Raw genomic sequence first — 15,921 nt, 5'->3', positions numbered from 1 at the left:
CGAGCGGCCCGCGTAACACTCTGCGTGGTCTCCGTCCGGCCCGGGACAATGGAGGCATGGACTGGCAGACCTCGGAGGACACGGTGCCCTCGGCGCCCGTGACCGAGGCCGACGCGCGTCTGCTGCTCGGGCGCCCGCCGGCGACGGGGGCGTGGCGCGACGGCGATCCCGCGGGCGAGCGCCGCTTCGCGCAGTTCGGTGCGTTCGCGACCGAGGGCGGCGCGAGCCTGCCCGGCATCCGACTCGCCTACGAGACCTGGGGCGAGCTGTCCCCCGCCCGCGACAACGCCGTGCTGATCCTGCACGCCCTCACGGGCGACAGCCACGTGCGCGGCGAGGCGGGTCCCGGCCACGCGACGGACGGTTGGTGGGGTGAGGTCGTCGGCCCGGGCGCCCCGATCGACACCGACCGGTGGTTCGTCGTCGCACCGAACATCCTGGGGGGATGCCAGGGGTCGACCGGCCCCGCGAGCATCGCCCCCGACGGCTACGAGTGGGCGTCGCGGTTCCCGTTCCTCACGATCCGCGACCAGGTCGCCGCGCAGGTCATGCTCGCCGACGCCCTCGGTGTCGACGTCTGGGCGGGAGTGGTCGGCGGCTCGATGGGCGGCATGCACGCGCTCGAGTGGGCGGTCACGCATCCCGAGCGCGTCGAGCGACTCGGTGTGCTGTGCTCGCCGCCGACGACGACGGCCGACCAGGTCGCGCTCAACTCCGTGCAGCTCGCGGCGATCCAGATGGACCCCCGGTTCGCCGGCGGCCACTACTACGACGCGCCCGACGGCGACGGTCCGCACCGCGGCTTGTCGCTCGCGCGCCGCATGGCCCTGCTGAACTACCGCACGCCCACCGAATTGAACCAGCGGTTCCAGCGGTCGTGGCAGTCCGACAAGAGTCCGTTCGGCGAGGGCGGCCGGTACGCCGTGGAGAGCTACCTCGACTTCCACGGTAACCGCTTCACGCGCCGCTTCGACGCGAACTCGTACCTGACCCTCGTCGAGGCGATGAACTCGCACGACGTCGGGCGCGACCGCGGCGGCGTCGAGGACGCCCTCGCCCGCGTCACGGCGCGGACGCTCGTGCTGGGGATCGACAGCGACCGGCTGTTCCCCGTCGAAGGCCAGCACCGCATCAGCCGCGGCATCCGCACGACCATCGACGACGACACCGTCGTGCTGCACAGCGACTTCGGGCACGACGGGTTCCTCATCGAGACCGAGCCCGTCGGCCGGCACCTGCGCCGCCTGCTCGAGAGCTGACGTTCAGCGGGGCGAAAGATCCGGGGCGATGCGCGTCCCGAAGGTGTGCCGCAGCGCCGACCGCGCCGCGTGCCAGCCGGCGAGCCCGTGCACCCCGGGTCCCGGGCTCGTCGACGCGGAGCACAGGTAGACGCCCTCGAGGGGCGTCCGCCACGGCTCGGGCGAGACGATGGGTCGCTTCAGCAGCTGCCAGAGCGCCGGGGCGCCCGCGGCGATGTCGCCACCGGGGTAGTTGGGGTTCTCCGCCTCGACCTCGACGGCGTTCCGCGAACTGACGGCCAGGATCAGGTCGCGGAAGCCCGGCGCGAAGCGCTCGATCTGCCGGATGACGGCCTCGGCCCGGTCGGCCGTGCTCCCCGCGGGGACGTGCGTGTACGTCCACAGGGTGTGGCCGCCCGCCGGCGCGCGCGACGCGTCGAACGACGAGGGCTGCGCGACGAGTACGTAGGGCGCGTCCGGAAGGCCGCCATGCGCGATGAGGGTCTCGGATGCCGCGACCTCGGCGCGCGTGCCCCCGACGTGCACCGTGCCGGCCGCCGCGACTTCGGGGTTCGCCCACGGCACCGGGCCCGACAGGGCGAAGTCGACCTTCGCGACCGCCCCCCCGTACCGGAACCGTTCGAGCGCACCGCGGTACCCCGCTGGCACGGCGTCGCCGGCCATCCGCAGGAACGCGCGCGGGATGACGTCGAGCAGCACGGCGCGCGCCCGCGGCAGCTCGGCGAGCGAGGTGACCTCGTGGTCGGTCACGATCTCGCCGCCGTGGGCGCGCAGGTCGTCGGCCATCGCGTCGACGATCGCCTGGCTGCCACCGACCGGGATCGGCCACCCGCGTGCGTGGGCGTAGGTCGTGAGGGCGAGGCCCGCCCCCGCACCGGCGAGGCTCGGCAGCGGTAGGATCGTGTGCGCGGCGACACCCGTGAGCAGCGCCGGCGCGGCATCCTCTCGGAACCGGGCGTTCCACAGCGGACTCCCCTGCTCCAGCGTGCGGGCGCCGAACCAGCCCGCCGCGAGCGGATGCCGCGGCACCCGCAGCAGCGGATGCCCCGTGAAGTCGGCGACCTCCGACGCACGCTCGACGAGCGGGCGCAGGAGCCGCGCGTATGCGTCGCCGTCGCGGCCCAGGCCGTCGGCGGTGCGGTCGAGGTCGCGGTAGGCGACACCCGCGCGACCGCCGTCGAGCGGATGCGCGAACGACGCCTCCGGGACGACGAACGCGACGCGCCGGCCGAGGCCGAACTCGCGGAAGAAGCGGCTCTCGAAGGCGAGCGGGTGCACGGCGGAGCAGACGTCGTGGTGGTACCCGGGGAGGGTCATCTCAACGGTGCGGGCTCCGCCCCCGATCGTCGCCCCCTTCTCGTAGACGCGGACGGCCAAGCCCGCACGAGCGAGGGTGACGGCCGCGGCGAGTCCGTTGGGGCCCGCCCCCACGACGACGGCGTCGAGGTCGCTCATTCGGCGACGCCCTCGTCCTCGGCGGTCGTCTCGTCGGTCGGCCGAGCGGCGCGCCCCTCGGCGAGGTAGGCGAGCCGGTGCAGCGTCTCGTGGTTGCGCAGCTGCAGGACGACGTCGAGGAGCGGCTGCGGCACGAGGCTCCCCGGCCCCGCGACGGCCTCCTCCTGGATGCGGACGATGCACCCGTCCCGGTGCGGCTTTACCTGGATGTCGACCTGGGCCTCACCCATCGGCCACCCCTTCGCCCGGAGCAGCACGTGGCGGGGCGGATCGTAGACGAGCACCTCGGTCGCGTCGTCGATGAGCACCGGCCAGACGCCGAACGAGTGGTGCAGCCGGGAGCCCACCTGCGGCCACGTGTCGGCGACTTCGCGCATGCGGGACGCACCGACCACCCACGACGGGAACAGCCAGCCGTCCGCCAGGACGGCGAACACGTCGTCGGGTGTGCAGGCGAACCGGCGCGAGTTTCGGGACATGGCTCGACGCTAGCGAGTCACGGGCTCGGTCGCGGACGGGGTTGCGTCGCCCGCTGCGGCGTGTCAGACCCGGGCGGGCGTGCGGGCCTGACGCCGCTCGAGTGTGATGCTGAGCGCGGCGATGCCGAGCCCGGCGAGCGCGAGGAGGAAACCGACCCACACGGGCGCCGCGAAGCCGAAGCCCGCGGCGATGACGGCACCACCCAGGGCCGCGCCCATGGCGTTGCCGGTGTTGAGGGCGGAGTGGTTGAGGGCGGCGGCAATCGACTGGTTGTCGCCGGCGACGTCCATGAGTCGGGTCTGGATGGTGGGACTGACCGCCGACGCGGCGAAGGCGACCGCGAAGACGAAGATCACGACCATCACGATCCACCCCGAGGTCAGGGCGAGCAGCAGCAGCGTCAGCGCCAGCAGGCCGAGCAGCCCGAACATCGCGCGGATCAGGTCGACGTCGGCGAGGTGCCCGCCGACGAGGTTGCCCACCGTCATCCCGATCCCGAGGATCACGAGCGTGATCGGGACGACCCACGCGGGCGACCCTGCGGCCTCGGTCACGAGCGGCGACACGTACGTGTAGACGGCGAAGAAGCCGCCGAAGCCGATGGCGCCGATCCCGAGCGCGAACCAGACCTGTCCGATGCGGAACACCCCGAGCTCGGCGCGGAGGGTGCGCGAGGGCTCCCCCGCCCGGCGCGGCACCGTGACGGCGATCGCGGCGGTCGCAGCGGCGAAGATGGCGACGACGAGCACGAACGCCCACCGCCAGCCCAGGTTCTGCCCGAGGAAGGTGCCGAGCGGCACGCCGACGACGTTCGCGACCGTCAGACCGGTCAGTACGAAGGCGACCCCCTTGGCCCGGTTCCCCGGACCCATGACGTCGGCGGCCACGAGCGCGCCGATGCCGAAGTACGCGCCGTGGGGCAGCCCCGCCAGGAGGCGCGATGCCGCGACGAGCTCGAACGTCGGCAGCACGAGGGTCAGCGCGTTGAACAGCGTCAGCGCCGCCGCGAGCAGGATCATGACGCGGTGACGCGGGTATTTGGCGACCGATGCCGCGATCGTCGGCGCTCCGATGACCACCCCGAGCGCGTAGAGCGTGATGAGCCACCCCGCCTGCGCGATCGCGTCCTCCTGCGAGCTCGCCCACGCGGCGGGCAGCAGCTCGCGCGCGATCTCGGGGAGCAGCCCCATCACGACGAACTCGGTCATGCCGATGCCGAAGCTGCCGACGGCGAGCGCGAGGAGGGCGCGGCGGGGACGCGTGGGGGCGGAGATCACTCCGAGATCGTAGTCCCGCTCCCCTGCTCGCCACGAATCGATTCGATCGCGGTCTCCAACCGAGCGATCTTGCCGTCGATCTCGCCGGTGTACCCCGGGCGGATGTCGGCCTTCAGGACGAGCGAGACACGGGAACCGAAGGGCTGCACGGCGTCGACGGCGCCCTTGACGACGGCCATCACCTCGTCCCACTCCCCCTCGATCTCGGTGAACATGCTCGTGGTGCGGTGGGGCAACCCCGACGCGCGGACGACCGTGACGGCCGCGGCGACCGCGTCGTGGACGGAACCGTCCGGGTTGCCGTCACCGGAGGGGGCGACGGAGAAGGCGACGAGCACGGGAGGACCTCCGGGGATCAGGGGGCGACACGGACGGGAGCGGACACGGATACGGGCAGGCGGACGAGGCGCGCGACCATCCACACGAGAAGCCCCACCAGCACGAGGTTGCGGAGCGTGAGGACCGCGACGGGCAGGACCGCCGGCGTGATGATGCCGCCGTAGAGGACGGGATACACGAGCTGGGTAAGCGCGGCCGCCGTGAGCACGAGGGCGGCGGGGGCCACCCATCGGCGCCGGTCGATCACGAGGCCGAGGACGGTGGGCGCGAACAGCCAGGTGTGGAACTGCGGCGACCCGACCTTGTTCGCGACGATGAGCACGAGCACGAGGGCGAGCGCGAGGACGGGGAACAGGCGCACGAACGGCACTCCGCGACGCACCTGCCGGACCCCGAGCAGGAGGACGCCGGCGGCCGCGAGGGCGAGCAGCGGCGTCATCGCGGCGATGACGAGGTCGACCTGCGGGCCGGTGACCTGGAAGGTGAGCAGGCCCTGGTCGTAGTACACCGCCGACCCGTCGGCGCCCAGCAGCGCACCCCAGACGTACGGCGCGCTCACGGGCGCCTCGACCTGCAGTCCGCGCCCGGTCTGCCCGGTGACGAATCCCAGCGCGTGGTCCGCTCCGCCGGCAGCTACGACGACTCCGAGCACCGCGACGCTCACGAGCGCTGCGGCGGCGATCACCCTCGCGCGGCGGCGCACCGCGACGACGGCCGCCGCGAGGAGGGCGGCGGGCCACACCTTGATCCAGGTCGCGGCCGCGAGGAGCGCGGCGGCGAGCGCGGGCCGGCGCAGCAGCCACAGGCATCCGAGGATCGCCAGCGGTACCGAGACCGCATCGATCCGATACAGGCCGACGGGGCCGAGGCAGACGATCGCCGCGAGCCAGAAGACGGCGGCGACGACGCGCCCGCGGGAGTGCCCGCGGCCGACGAGCACCGCGAAGGCGACCGCGTCGGCCAGCGTCACGAGCACGGCCCAGCCGACCGTGTAGTCGCCCACGAGGCCGGCGGGCAGATGGGCGAGCAGCATGGGCAGCAGCGCGAGCTGGGGGTAGACCCAGTCCTGCGTCACGCCCACGACGCCGCCCCCCGAGAACACCGCGCGCGACCACGGCTCGTACACGCGGTACACGTCGCCCATGGGCTCGTTCGGCAGGACGAACCCGAGCAGGCCGACACCCGCGTGGACGAGGACGAACACGGTCCACAGCAGCACGCGGTTCGTCACGCGCCCAGCCTACGGGCGCCGCCGACCGACGCGTGTCAGCCGGCCAGCACCTCGGCGACGGCGTACGGCAGGTGCTCCGCGACGTCGAGCGCCGCGATCGGTCCGCCGCGGTGGGCGGCGACGGCGAGCGCCGCCGCGTGGCCGTGCAGCCAGACTGCGGATGCCGCGGCCCGCTGCAGCGCGCCCAGGTCGCCCGGCGTCCCGCCTCGCCCGACGACGCCCGCGATCACGGCGCCGACCGTCCCGGCGAGGACGTCGCCGGTCCCGGCCGTCGCGAGCCACGAGGTGGGAGCCGTGATCTCGATCGCCTCTTCGCCGGGCGCGGCGACCACCGTCGTCGCGGCCTTCCGCACCACCACACCGCCGAGGACGGCCGCCGTCTCGGACGCATCGTCCACGTCCGGGTCGAGCCCCAGCATCCGCCGCAGCCGCTCGTGCTCGCGGCCGTGCGGTGTCGCCACGACCGGCGCGGCCGCCGCCGGGGCGAGATCGAGGGCGCCCGCGTCGACCACGACGGGGACCTCCCCCGAGAGGATGCCGCCGAGCGCGGCGCGCTCGCGCGCGGAGCGGTGCGCGGCATCCGTCCCCGACCCGACCACCCACGCCTGCACGCGACCGTCCGCGGTCACCGTCTCGGGGCGCCGGGCGAGCACGAGGTCCGCCGCGCGCTGCGGTCCGAGGTAGCGCACCATGCCGACGCCCGTTCGCCAGGCGGCTTCGACGCCGAGCATCGCCGCACCGGGGAAGTCCGTCGATCCGGTCCGCAGGCCGACCACACCGCGGGAATACTTGTCGTCGTCCGCCGTTGGCCCGAAGACGACCTCGGCCGTGTCCGCCCTCGTCCATCCCCGCGCCACCATGGCGCCCACCCTACTGCGACGGAGTCCGCCCATGACCCTGCTGTTCCGCCCCCTCGAGCTGGCCGGCGCCACCGCGCGCAACCGCCTGTGGGTCTCGCCGATGTGCCAGTACTCGGCGGTGGACGGCGTGCCGAACGACTGGCACCACGTGCACCTCGCCCAGTTCGCGAGCGGCGGTGCGGGCGTGGTGATCGCCGAGGCGTCCGCCGTCACCCCGGAGGGGCGGATCACCCCGCACGACGCGGGGCTCTGGAACGACGCGCAGCGGGATGCCTGGGCTCCCATCGTCGCCGCGATCCACGCCCGCGGCGCCCTCGCCGGGGTGCAGCTCGCGCACGCGGGCCGCAAGGCCTCGACCCACCGGCCGTGGGACGACGCCCGCGGCTCCGTCGCCCCCGCGGAGGGCGGCTGGACGACGGTGGCCCCCTCGGCGATCGCGTTCGACGGCTACGCGCAGCCGGTCGCGATGACCGACGGCGACATCGACGCCCTCGTCGACGCCTTCACGCAGGCCGCCCGCCGCGCCGACGAGGCCGGGTTCGATCTCCTCGAGGTCCACGCCGCCCACGGCTACCTACTGCACCAGTTCCTCTCGCCGCTGTCGAACGAGCGCACCGACGCGTACGGCGGATCGCTCGAGAACCGCGCGCGCCTGCTGCTGCGCGTCGTCACCGCCGTCCGCGAGGCCGCACCGAGCCGGGTGATCGCGGTGCGGTTCTCGGCCACCGACTGGGCCGACGGCGGCTGGGGCGTCGACGAGACCGCGACCGTCGCCGCCTGGGCCGGCGAGCGCGGCGCGAGCGTCATCGACATCTCCACCGGCGGGCTCGTCGCCCACCAGCGCATCACGACCGGACCGGGCTACCAGGTGCCTTTCGCCGCCACGGTGCGCGAGCGCACCGGACTCCTCGTCACGGCGGTGGGCGAGATCCTCGACGGCGCGCAGGCCGAGACGATCCTGCAGGACGGGCTCGCCGACGCCGTCATGGTCGGGCGCGGCTGGCTCCGCGACCCCCACTTCGCCCTGCGCGCCGCCGACGAGCTCGGCGACGCGGAGGCCGCGGCGCTGTGGCCGCCGCAGTACCTCCGCGCCCGCCGGCGCTGAGGTCGCCCGCGACGCGTCGCCGGCGACCTCAGAGACGCCGCGTCGCGTCGTGGACCTCGCCGACGAGCTCCTCGATGATGTCTTCGAGGAACAGCACCGCCGTCGTCTCCCCCGCCGAATCGCGCACCTGCGCGAGGTGTCGGCTCGAACGCCGCATGAGCGCGAGCGCGTCCTCGAGGTCGGTGGCCTCGCCGATGGGGATCATGTGGTGGATGCGCTTCGGCTTGATCGGCGCGTCGACCGTCGCCTCGGCATCCGGTCCCTCCGCCGCGCGCAGCACGTCCTTGAGGTGGACGTAACCGAGCGGCATCCCCTCGTCGTCGACGATCACGTAGCGCGAGAACCCGTGACGGGCCACGGCCCGCTCGATCTCGTCGGGCGTCGTGTGCTCCGGCAGGGTGACGAGCTCCGAGAGCGGGACCGCGACATCCTTCGCCTTCTTGTCGGTGAACTCGACCGCCATGGCGACGGCGCCCGATGCGTCGTCGAGCACACCCTCCATGCGCGATTGGTTCACGATCGTGGCGACCTCGTCGAGGGTGAAGGTCGAGGCGGCCTCGTCCTTCGGCTCGACGCGGAACAGCCGGACGACGTGGTTCGCGATCCAGTTGAGCGCGACGATGATCGGGTGGAAGACCCGCGAGACGAACACGAGCGGCGGGGCGAGCAGCAGGACGGCGCGGTCCGGCAATGAGAACGCGAGGTTCTTCGGCACCATCTCGCCGAACACGACGTGCAGGTACGACACGAGCAGCAGCGCGATGACGAACCCGGTGACGTCGACGACCGCGTACGGCAGCCCGATCGCCTCCAGCGGCACGGCCAGCAGGTGGTGGATCGCCGGCTCCGACACGTTCAGGATCAGCAGCGAGCAGATCGTGATGCCGAGCTGGCACGTGGCGAGCATGAGCGTGGCGTGCTCCATCGCCCACAGCGCGGTCTTCGCCGAGCGGGACCCCTTCTCGGCGAGGGGCTCGATCTGCGAGCGTCGCGCCGAGATGACGGCGAACTCCGCGCCGACGAAGAAGGCGTTGGCCACGAGGAGGACGACCAGCCAGGCGATTCCGGCCCAGTCGCTCATCGGCGCTCACCCCCTTCGGTCTCGGCGCCGACCGGCACGGGAGCGGGCACGAACTTGACGCGGTCGACGCGGCGACCGTCCATCCGCTGCACGGTGATGGTCCCGTCCTCGAGGGTGATCTGATCGCCGACCGCCGGGATGCGCTCGAGCGTGGCCATGATGAAACCGCCGACGGTGTCGTACACGTCGCCCTCCGGCACGCGGATGCCGGTGCGGTCGAGCACCTCGTCGGGACGCAGGTCGCCGGGGAAGATGATCGACCCCTTCGCCCGCACGACGCCCGCGCGGCTGCGGTCGTGCTCGTCGAGCACCTCCCCCACGATCTCCTCGACGAGATCCTCGAGCGTCACGACACCCGCCGTGCCGCCGTACTCGTCGACGACGATCGCCATCTGGTACCCGCGGGAGCGCAGCTCGGACATGAGGCCGTCGAGATGGACGGCCTCGGGGACGCGCAGGGGCTCCTGCGCGATCGCGGCGGCGGGGACGTCGGCACGACGTTCGCGCGGCACCGACACGGCCTGCTTGAGGTGGACGATGCCGGTGATGTCGTCCATCGACTCGCCGTAGACCGGGAACCGGCTGTGGCCGGTGCGGCGCGCGAGCTGCACGATCTCCTCGACGCTGTCGTCGGCGGCGACCGCGTGGACGCTCGGCCGGGGCGTCATGACGTCGGCGGTCGTGAGCCGCGAGAAGGTGAGGGTGCGATCGAGCAGCGACGCGGTGTCCTCCTCGAGCACGCCGGCGCTCGCGGAGCGCCGCACGAGGCTCGACAGCTCCTCGGCCGTGCGGGCACCCGACAGCTCCTCCTTGGGCTCGACGCCCATGGCACGCAACACCGCGTTGGCGCTGCCGTTGAGGAGGAGGATCGCGGGGCGGAAGACCGTCGTGAAGACGGTCTGGAACCCGATCACGAGCTTCGCGGTCTGCCGCGGAACGGCGAGGGCGAAGTTCTTCGGGACGAGCTCGCCGATGATCATCGAGAAGACGGTCGCGACCGTGATCGCCACGACGGTCGCGATGGGACGGGATGCCGCCTCCGGCACGCCCCAGAGGGCGAACACCGGGTTCAGCAGGTTCGACAGCGCCGGTTCCATCGTGTAACCGGTCAGGAGCGTCGTCAGAGTGATGCCGAGCTGCGCGCTCGACAGGTGCGTCGAGGTGATCCGCAGCGCGTTGATCGTCAGCGACAGACGGGTCTCGCCGGCGGCGCGGCGGGCCTCGAGGTCGGCGCGGTCGAGGTTCACGAGGGCGAACTCGCTCGCGACGAATAGACCGGTTCCCACGGTCAGGAGCAGCCCCACGCCCAACATGACGTAGTCCATCACACGTCACCCCCGATCATCGGGGAGCAGGGTCGGTGGGGCGAGGGTCTACTGGGAGGGTCGTCCATTGTGCGGACGATTCTACGGCACGCCCGCCCCCACCCGGGGGCGGCGGCTCACCAGCTGACGGGCAGGGCCTTGCCCTCCTCGTACCCGGCCGCCGACTGGAAACCGACCGTCGCCCGCTCGTGGAAGTCGGCGACGGTCGCGGCTCCGGCGTAGGTGAACGAGGAACGCACACCCGAGGTGATCATGTCGAGCAGGTCCTCGACGCTCGGGCGCAGCGGGTCGAGATAGATGCGCGACGACGAGATGCCTTCGGCGAACAGCTCCTTGCGGGCACGCTCGAACGGGTCGAGGCGGCCGAAGCGCCCTTGCACCGCTTTCGTCGACGCCATGCCCCACGACTCCTTGAAGACCCGCCCGTCGGCGTCGACCCGCAGCTCGCCCGGCGACTCGATCGTGCCGGCGAACCACGAGCCGATCATGACGGATGCCGCGCCCGCCGCGAGGGCCAGGGCGACGTCCCGGGGGTAGCGGACACCCCCGTCCGCCCAGACGTGGGCACCGGCGGCGGCCGCCGCCTCGGCAGTCTCGAGCACGGCGGAGAACTGCGGACGGCCGACGGCCGTCATCATGCGGGTCGTGCACATGGCGCCCGGGCCGACCCCGACCTTGAGGATCGTGGCGCCCGCCTCGACGAGGTCGCGGACCCCCTCGGCGGTGACCACGTTGCCGGCGACGATGGGCAGGTCGAGCCCCTCGGCGTGGACGGCGCGGAGCGCCCGGATCATGCTTTCCTGGTGACCGTGCGCGGTGTCGACGACGAGCGCGTCGACACCCGCGGCCGCGAGGGCGCGCGCCTTCGCCGCGACGTCGCCGTTGATCCCGACGGCTGCGGCGACGATGAGGCGTCCGTCGGCGTCGACCGCCGGACGGTACAGCGAGGAGCGCAGGGCCGTCCGCTGCGACAGCGTACCCACGAGGTGGCCGTGCTGCAGGACCGTGACGATGTCGGCATCCGCCGCGACCAGGAGGTCGAAGGCCGCCCGCGCGGTGTCCACGTCGTCGGCGTCGATGGATGCCGCCCGCCCCCGCACGAGGTCGCCGAGCCGCGCGTCCGGCAGGGCCGTCCCCAGCCGCTCCGCGGGGACGATGCCGAGGATGTCGTCGACGTGCACGCGCGGTGCTCCGGCACCCTGCGCCACAGAGGTCGCGACGACGATGCCGTGCCCGGCGGCCGGAGGCAGCAGTGCGGCCGCCTCCGACACGAGCGCCTCCGGCGGCAGGACGAGCGGGGTGTCCCAGCGCACCGGCTGGTCCTTGACCCACCGGATCGCCGCGTCGACCTCTTGCAGCGGCATGTCCTGGGGCAGCACCGCGAGCCCGCCGCGACGGGCCAGGGTCGTCGCCAGGCGCGGTCCCGTGACGGAGTTCATGTTGGAGGCGACGAGCGGGATCGTCGCACTCGTCCCGTCGCCGGGTGAGAGGTCGACGTCCAGGCGACTCGTCACGTCCGACCGTCGCGGGACGAGGAACACGTCGGAGTAGGTCAGGTCGCCTGCGGGCCGCTCACCGGAGAAGTGCATACTCCAACGCTAGGCGACCGTCGAGCCCCTGCGCGGGACGGCCTGAGCGGGTCGGGCGGACGCGAACCTGGGATACCCTTGATCTCTGTGCGCGAGGCCGCGCGGGCACCGCACATTTCGAACGTCGACGACGAAAGCAGGCGGAACCGTGTCCAGTCAGGCGACCGGCGTGGGAACTACGAGCGACGGGGAGTTCGGAGCCAACGAATGGCTCGTCGCGGAGCTGTACGAGCAGTACAGCCGCGACAAGAACTCGGTGGACAAGGAGTGGTGGCCGATCCTCGAGGCCTACACCCCCGACGGAGCCTCCGGCGCACCCGCGACGGAACCCGCACCTGCGGCATCCGCACCGGCCGGATCCGCCGCACCGGCATCCGCTCCGGCGGCTCCGGCAGCCGAGAACCGCCCCGCCGCGGCCGGCGCCCAGCCCGTCGCCCGGACAACCGCGCGTCCGGCCGCACCGCAGCCGATCCCGGCCGAGGCCCCTAAGGCCGCACCCGCCGCCGACAAGGCCGTCCTCGAGGACACCGTCACGCCGCTGCGCGGACTCCCGAAGACCCTCGCGGCCAACATGGACGAGTCCCTCACCGTCCCGACCGCGACGAGCGTGCGGACGATCCCGGCGAAGCTGATGATCGACAACCGCATCGTCATCAACAACCACATGTCCCGCACGCGCGGCGGCAAGGTGAGCTTCACCCACATCATCGGGTGGGCGCTCATCCAGGCCCTGAAGGCCTTCCCGACCCAGAACGTGTACTACGCCGAGGTCGACGGCAAGCCGTCCGTCGTCGCGCCCGCCCACATCAACCTCGGCATCGCGATCGACCTGCCGAAGCCCGACGGCACGCGTGCCCTCATGGTGCCGAGCATCAAGCAGGCCGAGACGCTGACGTTCGGCGAGTACCTCACCGCGTACGAGGACCTCGTCCAGCGCGCCCGCAAGAACAAGCTCACCGCGGCGGACTTCCAGGGGACGACGGTCTCGCTGACCAACCCCGGCGGCATCGGCACGGTCCACTCCGTCCCGCGCTTGATGAAGGGCCAGGGCTGCATCATCGGCGCCGGCGCCCTCGACTACCCGGCCGAGTTCCAGGGCGCGAGCGAGAAGACGCTCGGCGAGCTCGGCATCGGCAAGACCATCACGCTCACGAGCACCTACGACCACCGCGTCATCCAGGGTGCCGGCTCGGGCGAGTTCCTGAAGATCGTGCACCAGCTGCTGATCGGCCAGGAGGGGTTCTACGACGACATCTTCGCGGCGCTCCGCATCCCGTACTCCCCCATCCGCTGGTCGAGCGACATCAAGGTCGACGTCGCCGAGCGCGTCGACAAGACGGCTCGCGTGCAGGAGCTCATCAACTCCTACCGCGTCCGCGGCCACATGATGGCCGACATCGACCCGCTCGAGTACGTGCAGCGCACGCACCCCGACCTCGAGATCGAGAACCACGGCCTGACATTCTGGGACCTCGACCGCGAGTTCGTCACGAACGGCTTCGGCGGCAAGCGCACGATGAAGCTGCGCGACATCCTGGGCATCCTGCGCGACTCGTACTGCCGCACCATCGGCGTCGAGTACATGCACATCCAGGACCCGACGCAGCGCAAGTGGTTCCAGGACAACCTCGAGGTCAAGTACCAGAAGCCCGGCCACGACGAGCAGTTGCGCGTGCTCGGCAAGCTCAACGAGGCCGAGGCGTTCGAGACCTTCCTGCAGACGAAGTTCGTCGGCCAGAAGAGGTTCAGCCTCGAGGGCGGCGAATCGCTCGTGCCCCTGCTCGACCAGATCCTGCAGGGCGCGGCGGCCGAGGGCCTCGACGGCGCCGCCATCGCCATGGCCCACCGCGGTCGCCTCAACGTCCTCACGAACGTCGCCGGCAAGACCTACAGCCAGATCTTCCGCGAGTTCGAGGGCTCCGTCGCCGTCGGCTCGAAGAGCGGCTCGGGCGACGTCAAGTACCACCTCGGCACCGAGGGCACCTTCGTCGCCGACGGCGGCGAGGAGCTCCCCGTCTACCTCGCGGCGAACCCCTCGCACCTCGAGACGGTCGACGGCGTCCTCGAGGGCATCGTCCGCGCCAAGCAGGACCGCCTCCCCATCGGCTCGTTCTCGTGGCTGCCGATCCTCGTCCACGGCGACGCGGCCTTCGCCGGCCAGGGCGTCGTGATGGAGACCCTGCAGATGTCGCGTCTGCGCGGCTACCGCACGGGCGGCACGGTGCACGTCGTCGTCAACAACCAGGTCGGTTTCACCACGCTCCCCCTCGACGCCCGCACGTCGATCTACGCGACCGACGTCGCCAAGACGATCCAGGCGCCGATCTTCCACGTGAACGGCGACGACCCCGAGGCCGTCGTCCACGTCGCCGAGCTCGCCTTCCGCTACCGGCAGGAGTTCAACCGGGATGTCGTGATCGACCTCGTCTGCTACCGGCGCCGCGGTCACAACGAGGGCGACGACCCCTCGATGACGCAGCCGCTCATGACGAACCTGATCGAGGCCAAGCGCTCGGTGCGCAAGCTCTACACCGAGGCGCTCGTCGGTCGCGGCGACATCACCGAGGAGGAGTACGAGAAGGCCAAGCAGGACTTCCAGAACCGCCTCGAGATCGCCTTCGCCGAGACGCACGCCGCCCAGACCGGTACCTCGCCGGTCGTCGCGGCGGACGAACCGGCCGACACGGCCGTCGGCGAGCCCGAGACCACCGGGGTCGCCCGCGACGTCATCGAGCGCATCGGGGACGCCTTCGTCAACAAGCCCGAGGGCTTCACGGTCCACACCAAGCTGCAGCAGCTGCTCGAGAAGCGGCACGACATGAGCCGCAACGGCAAGATCGACTGGGGCTTCGGCGAGCTGCTCGCGTTCGGTTCGCTGCTGGTCGAGGGCTCGAACGTCCGCCTCGCCGGTCAGGACGTCCGACGCGGCACGTTCGTGACGCGTCACGCCGTCATGCACGACCGTGCGAACGGTCAGGAGTGGCTGCCGCTGGCGAACCTGAGCGACAACCAGGGGCGTTTCTACGTGTACGACTCTCTCCTGAGCGAGTACGCCGCGATGGCGTTCGAGTACGGCTACTCGGTCGAGCGGGCCGACACCCTCACGCTGTGGGAGGCCCAGTTCGGCGACTTCGCCAACGGCGCCCAGTCGGTGATCGACGAGTTCATCTCCTCGGCCGAGCAGAAGTGGGGCCAGCAGTCCGGCGTCGTGCTCCTGCTCCCCCACGGCTACGAGGGCCAGGGACCCGACCACTCGTCGGCGCGCATCGAGCGCTACCTGCAGATGTGCGCGCAGGACAACATGACCGTCGCACGTCCGTCGACGCCGGCGTCGTACTTCCACCTGCTGCGCCGTCAGGCGTACGCCCGCCCGCGCCGGCCGCTCGTCGTCTTCACGCCGAAGGCGATGCTGCGCCTGCGCAACGCCACGAGCCCCGTCGAGGACTTCCTCGACGGCCGGTTCGAGCCGGTGATCGACGACAGCCGCTCCCTCGACCGCGAGGCGGTGACCCGGGTGCTGCTGCACGCCGGCAAGATCCACTGGGACCTCGCCGCCGAGCTCGAGAAGAACCCGAACGAGAAGGTCGCGCTCGTCCGCCTGGAGCAGTACTACCCGGCCCCCATCGACCAGCTCAACGCGGTGCTCGACAGCTACCCGAACGCCGAGCTGTTCTGGGTCCAGGAAGAGCCCGAGAACCAGGGCGCCTGGCCGTTCATCGCGCTCGAGGTCGTCAAGCACCTCCACGGCCGCACGATCAAGCGGATCTCGCGTTCCTCGGCCGCCTCCACGGCGACCGGCTCACCGAAGGTCCACGCCCGCGAGCACGCCGCGATCATGGAGAAGGCGCTCACCTTCTGAGCGCCTTCACAAAAGAAGGGGCCCCGCTTCGGCGGGGCCTCTTCTTTTGTGGAACGAGGGG

General features: G+C 72.0%; 12 protein-coding genes. 3 read left to right on the top strand and 9 right to left on the bottom strand.

The genetic code is table 11. From position 1 onward, the window contains the following. Nucleotides 1-56 precede the first annotated feature (56 nt). A complete protein-coding gene (gene metX, locus AYL44_RS01155; RefSeq protein ID WP_064001436.1) occupies nt 57-1,259 on the top strand; it encodes a homoserine O-acetyltransferase MetX in 1,203 nt (400 codons plus the stop codon). Between the two features lie 3 nt (nt 1,260-1,262). Here the strand turns inward: metX and AYL44_RS01150 are convergent, their stop codons facing one another. From AYL44_RS01150 to AYL44_RS01125, 6 genes are all read right to left on the bottom strand, one after another. Continuing rightward, nucleotides 1,263-2,714 (bottom strand): phytoene desaturase family protein, encoded by a 1,452-nt coding sequence (locus tag AYL44_RS01150; RefSeq protein WP_064001435.1) that lies wholly within the window; start codon nt 2,712-2,714, stop codon nt 1,263-1,265. Continuing rightward, the gene (locus AYL44_RS01145) at nt 2,711-3,193 is read right to left on the bottom strand and encodes an SRPBCC family protein (protein WP_064001434.1); all 483 of its coding nucleotides are present in this window, start codon (nt 3,191-3,193) and stop codon (nt 2,711-2,713) included. The genes AYL44_RS01150 and AYL44_RS01145 overlap by 4 nt, the downstream gene beginning before the upstream one ends. Nucleotides 3,194-3,256: 63 nt before the next feature. Then, nucleotides 3,257-4,471: an MFS transporter gene (locus AYL44_RS01140; protein WP_064001433.1), complete on the bottom strand. Its 1,215-nt coding sequence runs from the start codon at nt 4,469-4,471 to the stop codon at nt 3,257-3,259. Then, entirely contained in the window at nt 4,468-4,809 is a 342-nt protein-coding gene (locus AYL44_RS01135; protein WP_064001432.1) for a thiamine-binding protein, read from the bottom strand. The genes AYL44_RS01140 and AYL44_RS01135 overlap by 4 nt, the downstream gene beginning before the upstream one ends. 17 nt (nt 4,810-4,826) lie before the next feature. Continuing rightward, on the bottom strand, nt 4,827-6,041 hold the full coding sequence (locus tag AYL44_RS01130) for a glycosyltransferase 87 family protein (RefSeq protein WP_064001431.1): 1,215 nt from the start codon (nt 6,039-6,041) through the stop codon (nt 4,827-4,829). A 35-nt stretch (nt 6,042-6,076) separates the two neighbouring features. Continuing rightward, on the bottom strand, nt 6,077-6,910 hold the full coding sequence (locus AYL44_RS01125; protein ID WP_064001430.1) for an ADP-dependent NAD(P)H-hydrate dehydratase: 834 nt from the start codon (nt 6,908-6,910) through the stop codon (nt 6,077-6,079). Nucleotides 6,911-6,932: 22 nt separating this feature from the next. On the opposite strand from AYL44_RS01125, the gene AYL44_RS01120 reads away from it, so the two are divergent. Further along, nucleotides 6,933-8,006, top strand: a complete 1,074-nt coding sequence (locus tag AYL44_RS01120; protein WP_064001429.1) for an NADH:flavin oxidoreductase/NADH oxidase — start codon at nt 6,933-6,935, stop codon at nt 8,004-8,006. A 28-nt stretch (nt 8,007-8,034) separates the two neighbouring features. Here the strand turns inward: AYL44_RS01120 and AYL44_RS01115 are convergent, their stop codons facing one another. The 3 genes from AYL44_RS01115 to AYL44_RS01105 all read right to left on the bottom strand — a co-directional run bounded on the left by AYL44_RS01115 (nt 8,035) and on the right by AYL44_RS01105 (nt 12,001). Next, nucleotides 8,035-9,087: a hemolysin family protein gene (locus AYL44_RS01115; RefSeq protein WP_064001428.1), complete on the bottom strand. Its 1,053-nt coding sequence runs from the start codon at nt 9,085-9,087 to the stop codon at nt 8,035-8,037. Then, nucleotides 9,084-10,412 (bottom strand): hemolysin family protein, encoded by a 1,329-nt coding sequence (locus tag AYL44_RS01110; RefSeq protein ID WP_064001427.1) that lies wholly within the window; start codon nt 10,410-10,412, stop codon nt 9,084-9,086. Before AYL44_RS01110 ends, AYL44_RS01115 begins: the two co-directional genes overlap by 4 nt. A 116-nt stretch (nt 10,413-10,528) precedes the next feature. Further along, nucleotides 10,529-12,001 carry a GuaB1 family IMP dehydrogenase-related protein gene (locus AYL44_RS01105; RefSeq protein ID WP_064001426.1) on the bottom strand — a complete coding sequence of 491 codons (1,473 nt, stop codon included), beginning with the start codon at nt 11,999-12,001 and terminating at the stop codon, nt 10,529-10,531. 148 nt (nt 12,002-12,149) lie between these two features. On the opposite strand from AYL44_RS01105, the gene AYL44_RS01100 reads away from it, so the two are divergent. Beyond that, nucleotides 12,150-15,860 (top strand): multifunctional oxoglutarate decarboxylase/oxoglutarate dehydrogenase thiamine pyrophosphate-binding subunit/dihydrolipoyllysine-residue succinyltransferase subunit, encoded by a 3,711-nt coding sequence (locus tag AYL44_RS01100; protein ID WP_197471558.1) that lies wholly within the window; start codon nt 12,150-12,152, stop codon nt 15,858-15,860. Nucleotides 15,861-15,921: the final 61 nt, after the last annotated feature.

This window comes from Microbacterium oleivorans (genome assembly GCF_001644225.1).
Classification (GTDB): Bacteria; Actinomycetota; Actinomycetes; order Actinomycetales; family Microbacteriaceae; genus Microbacterium; species Microbacterium gawkjiense.
The sequence above is the reverse complement of the archived record's forward strand: the minus strand, read 5'-3'. Positions and strand labels throughout refer to the sequence as shown.

Excerpts from the sequence above, each read along its gene's own strand:
- AYL44_RS01110 (WP_064001427.1), bottom strand. The coding sequence starts at position 10,412 with ATGGACTACGTCATGTTGGGCGTGGGGCTGCTCCTGACCGTGGGAACC.
- AYL44_RS01105 (WP_064001426.1), bottom strand. The coding sequence starts at position 12,001 with ATGCACTTCTCCGGTGAGCGGCCCGCAGGCGACCTGACCTACTCCGAC.
- metX (WP_064001436.1), top strand. The coding sequence starts at position 57 with ATGGACTGGCAGACCTCGGAGGACACGGTGCCCTCGGCGCCCGTGACC.
- AYL44_RS01150 (WP_064001435.1), bottom strand. The coding sequence starts at position 2,714 with ATGAGCGACCTCGACGCCGTCGTCGTGGGGGCGGGCCCCAACGGACTC.
- AYL44_RS01115 (WP_064001428.1), bottom strand. The coding sequence starts at position 9,087 with ATGAGCGACTGGGCCGGAATCGCCTGGCTGGTCGTCCTCCTCGTGGCC.
- AYL44_RS01120 (WP_064001429.1), top strand. The coding sequence starts at position 6,933 with ATGACCCTGCTGTTCCGCCCCCTCGAGCTGGCCGGCGCCACCGCGCGC.
- AYL44_RS01145 (WP_064001434.1), bottom strand. The coding sequence starts at position 3,193 with ATGTCCCGAAACTCGCGCCGGTTCGCCTGCACACCCGACGACGTGTTC.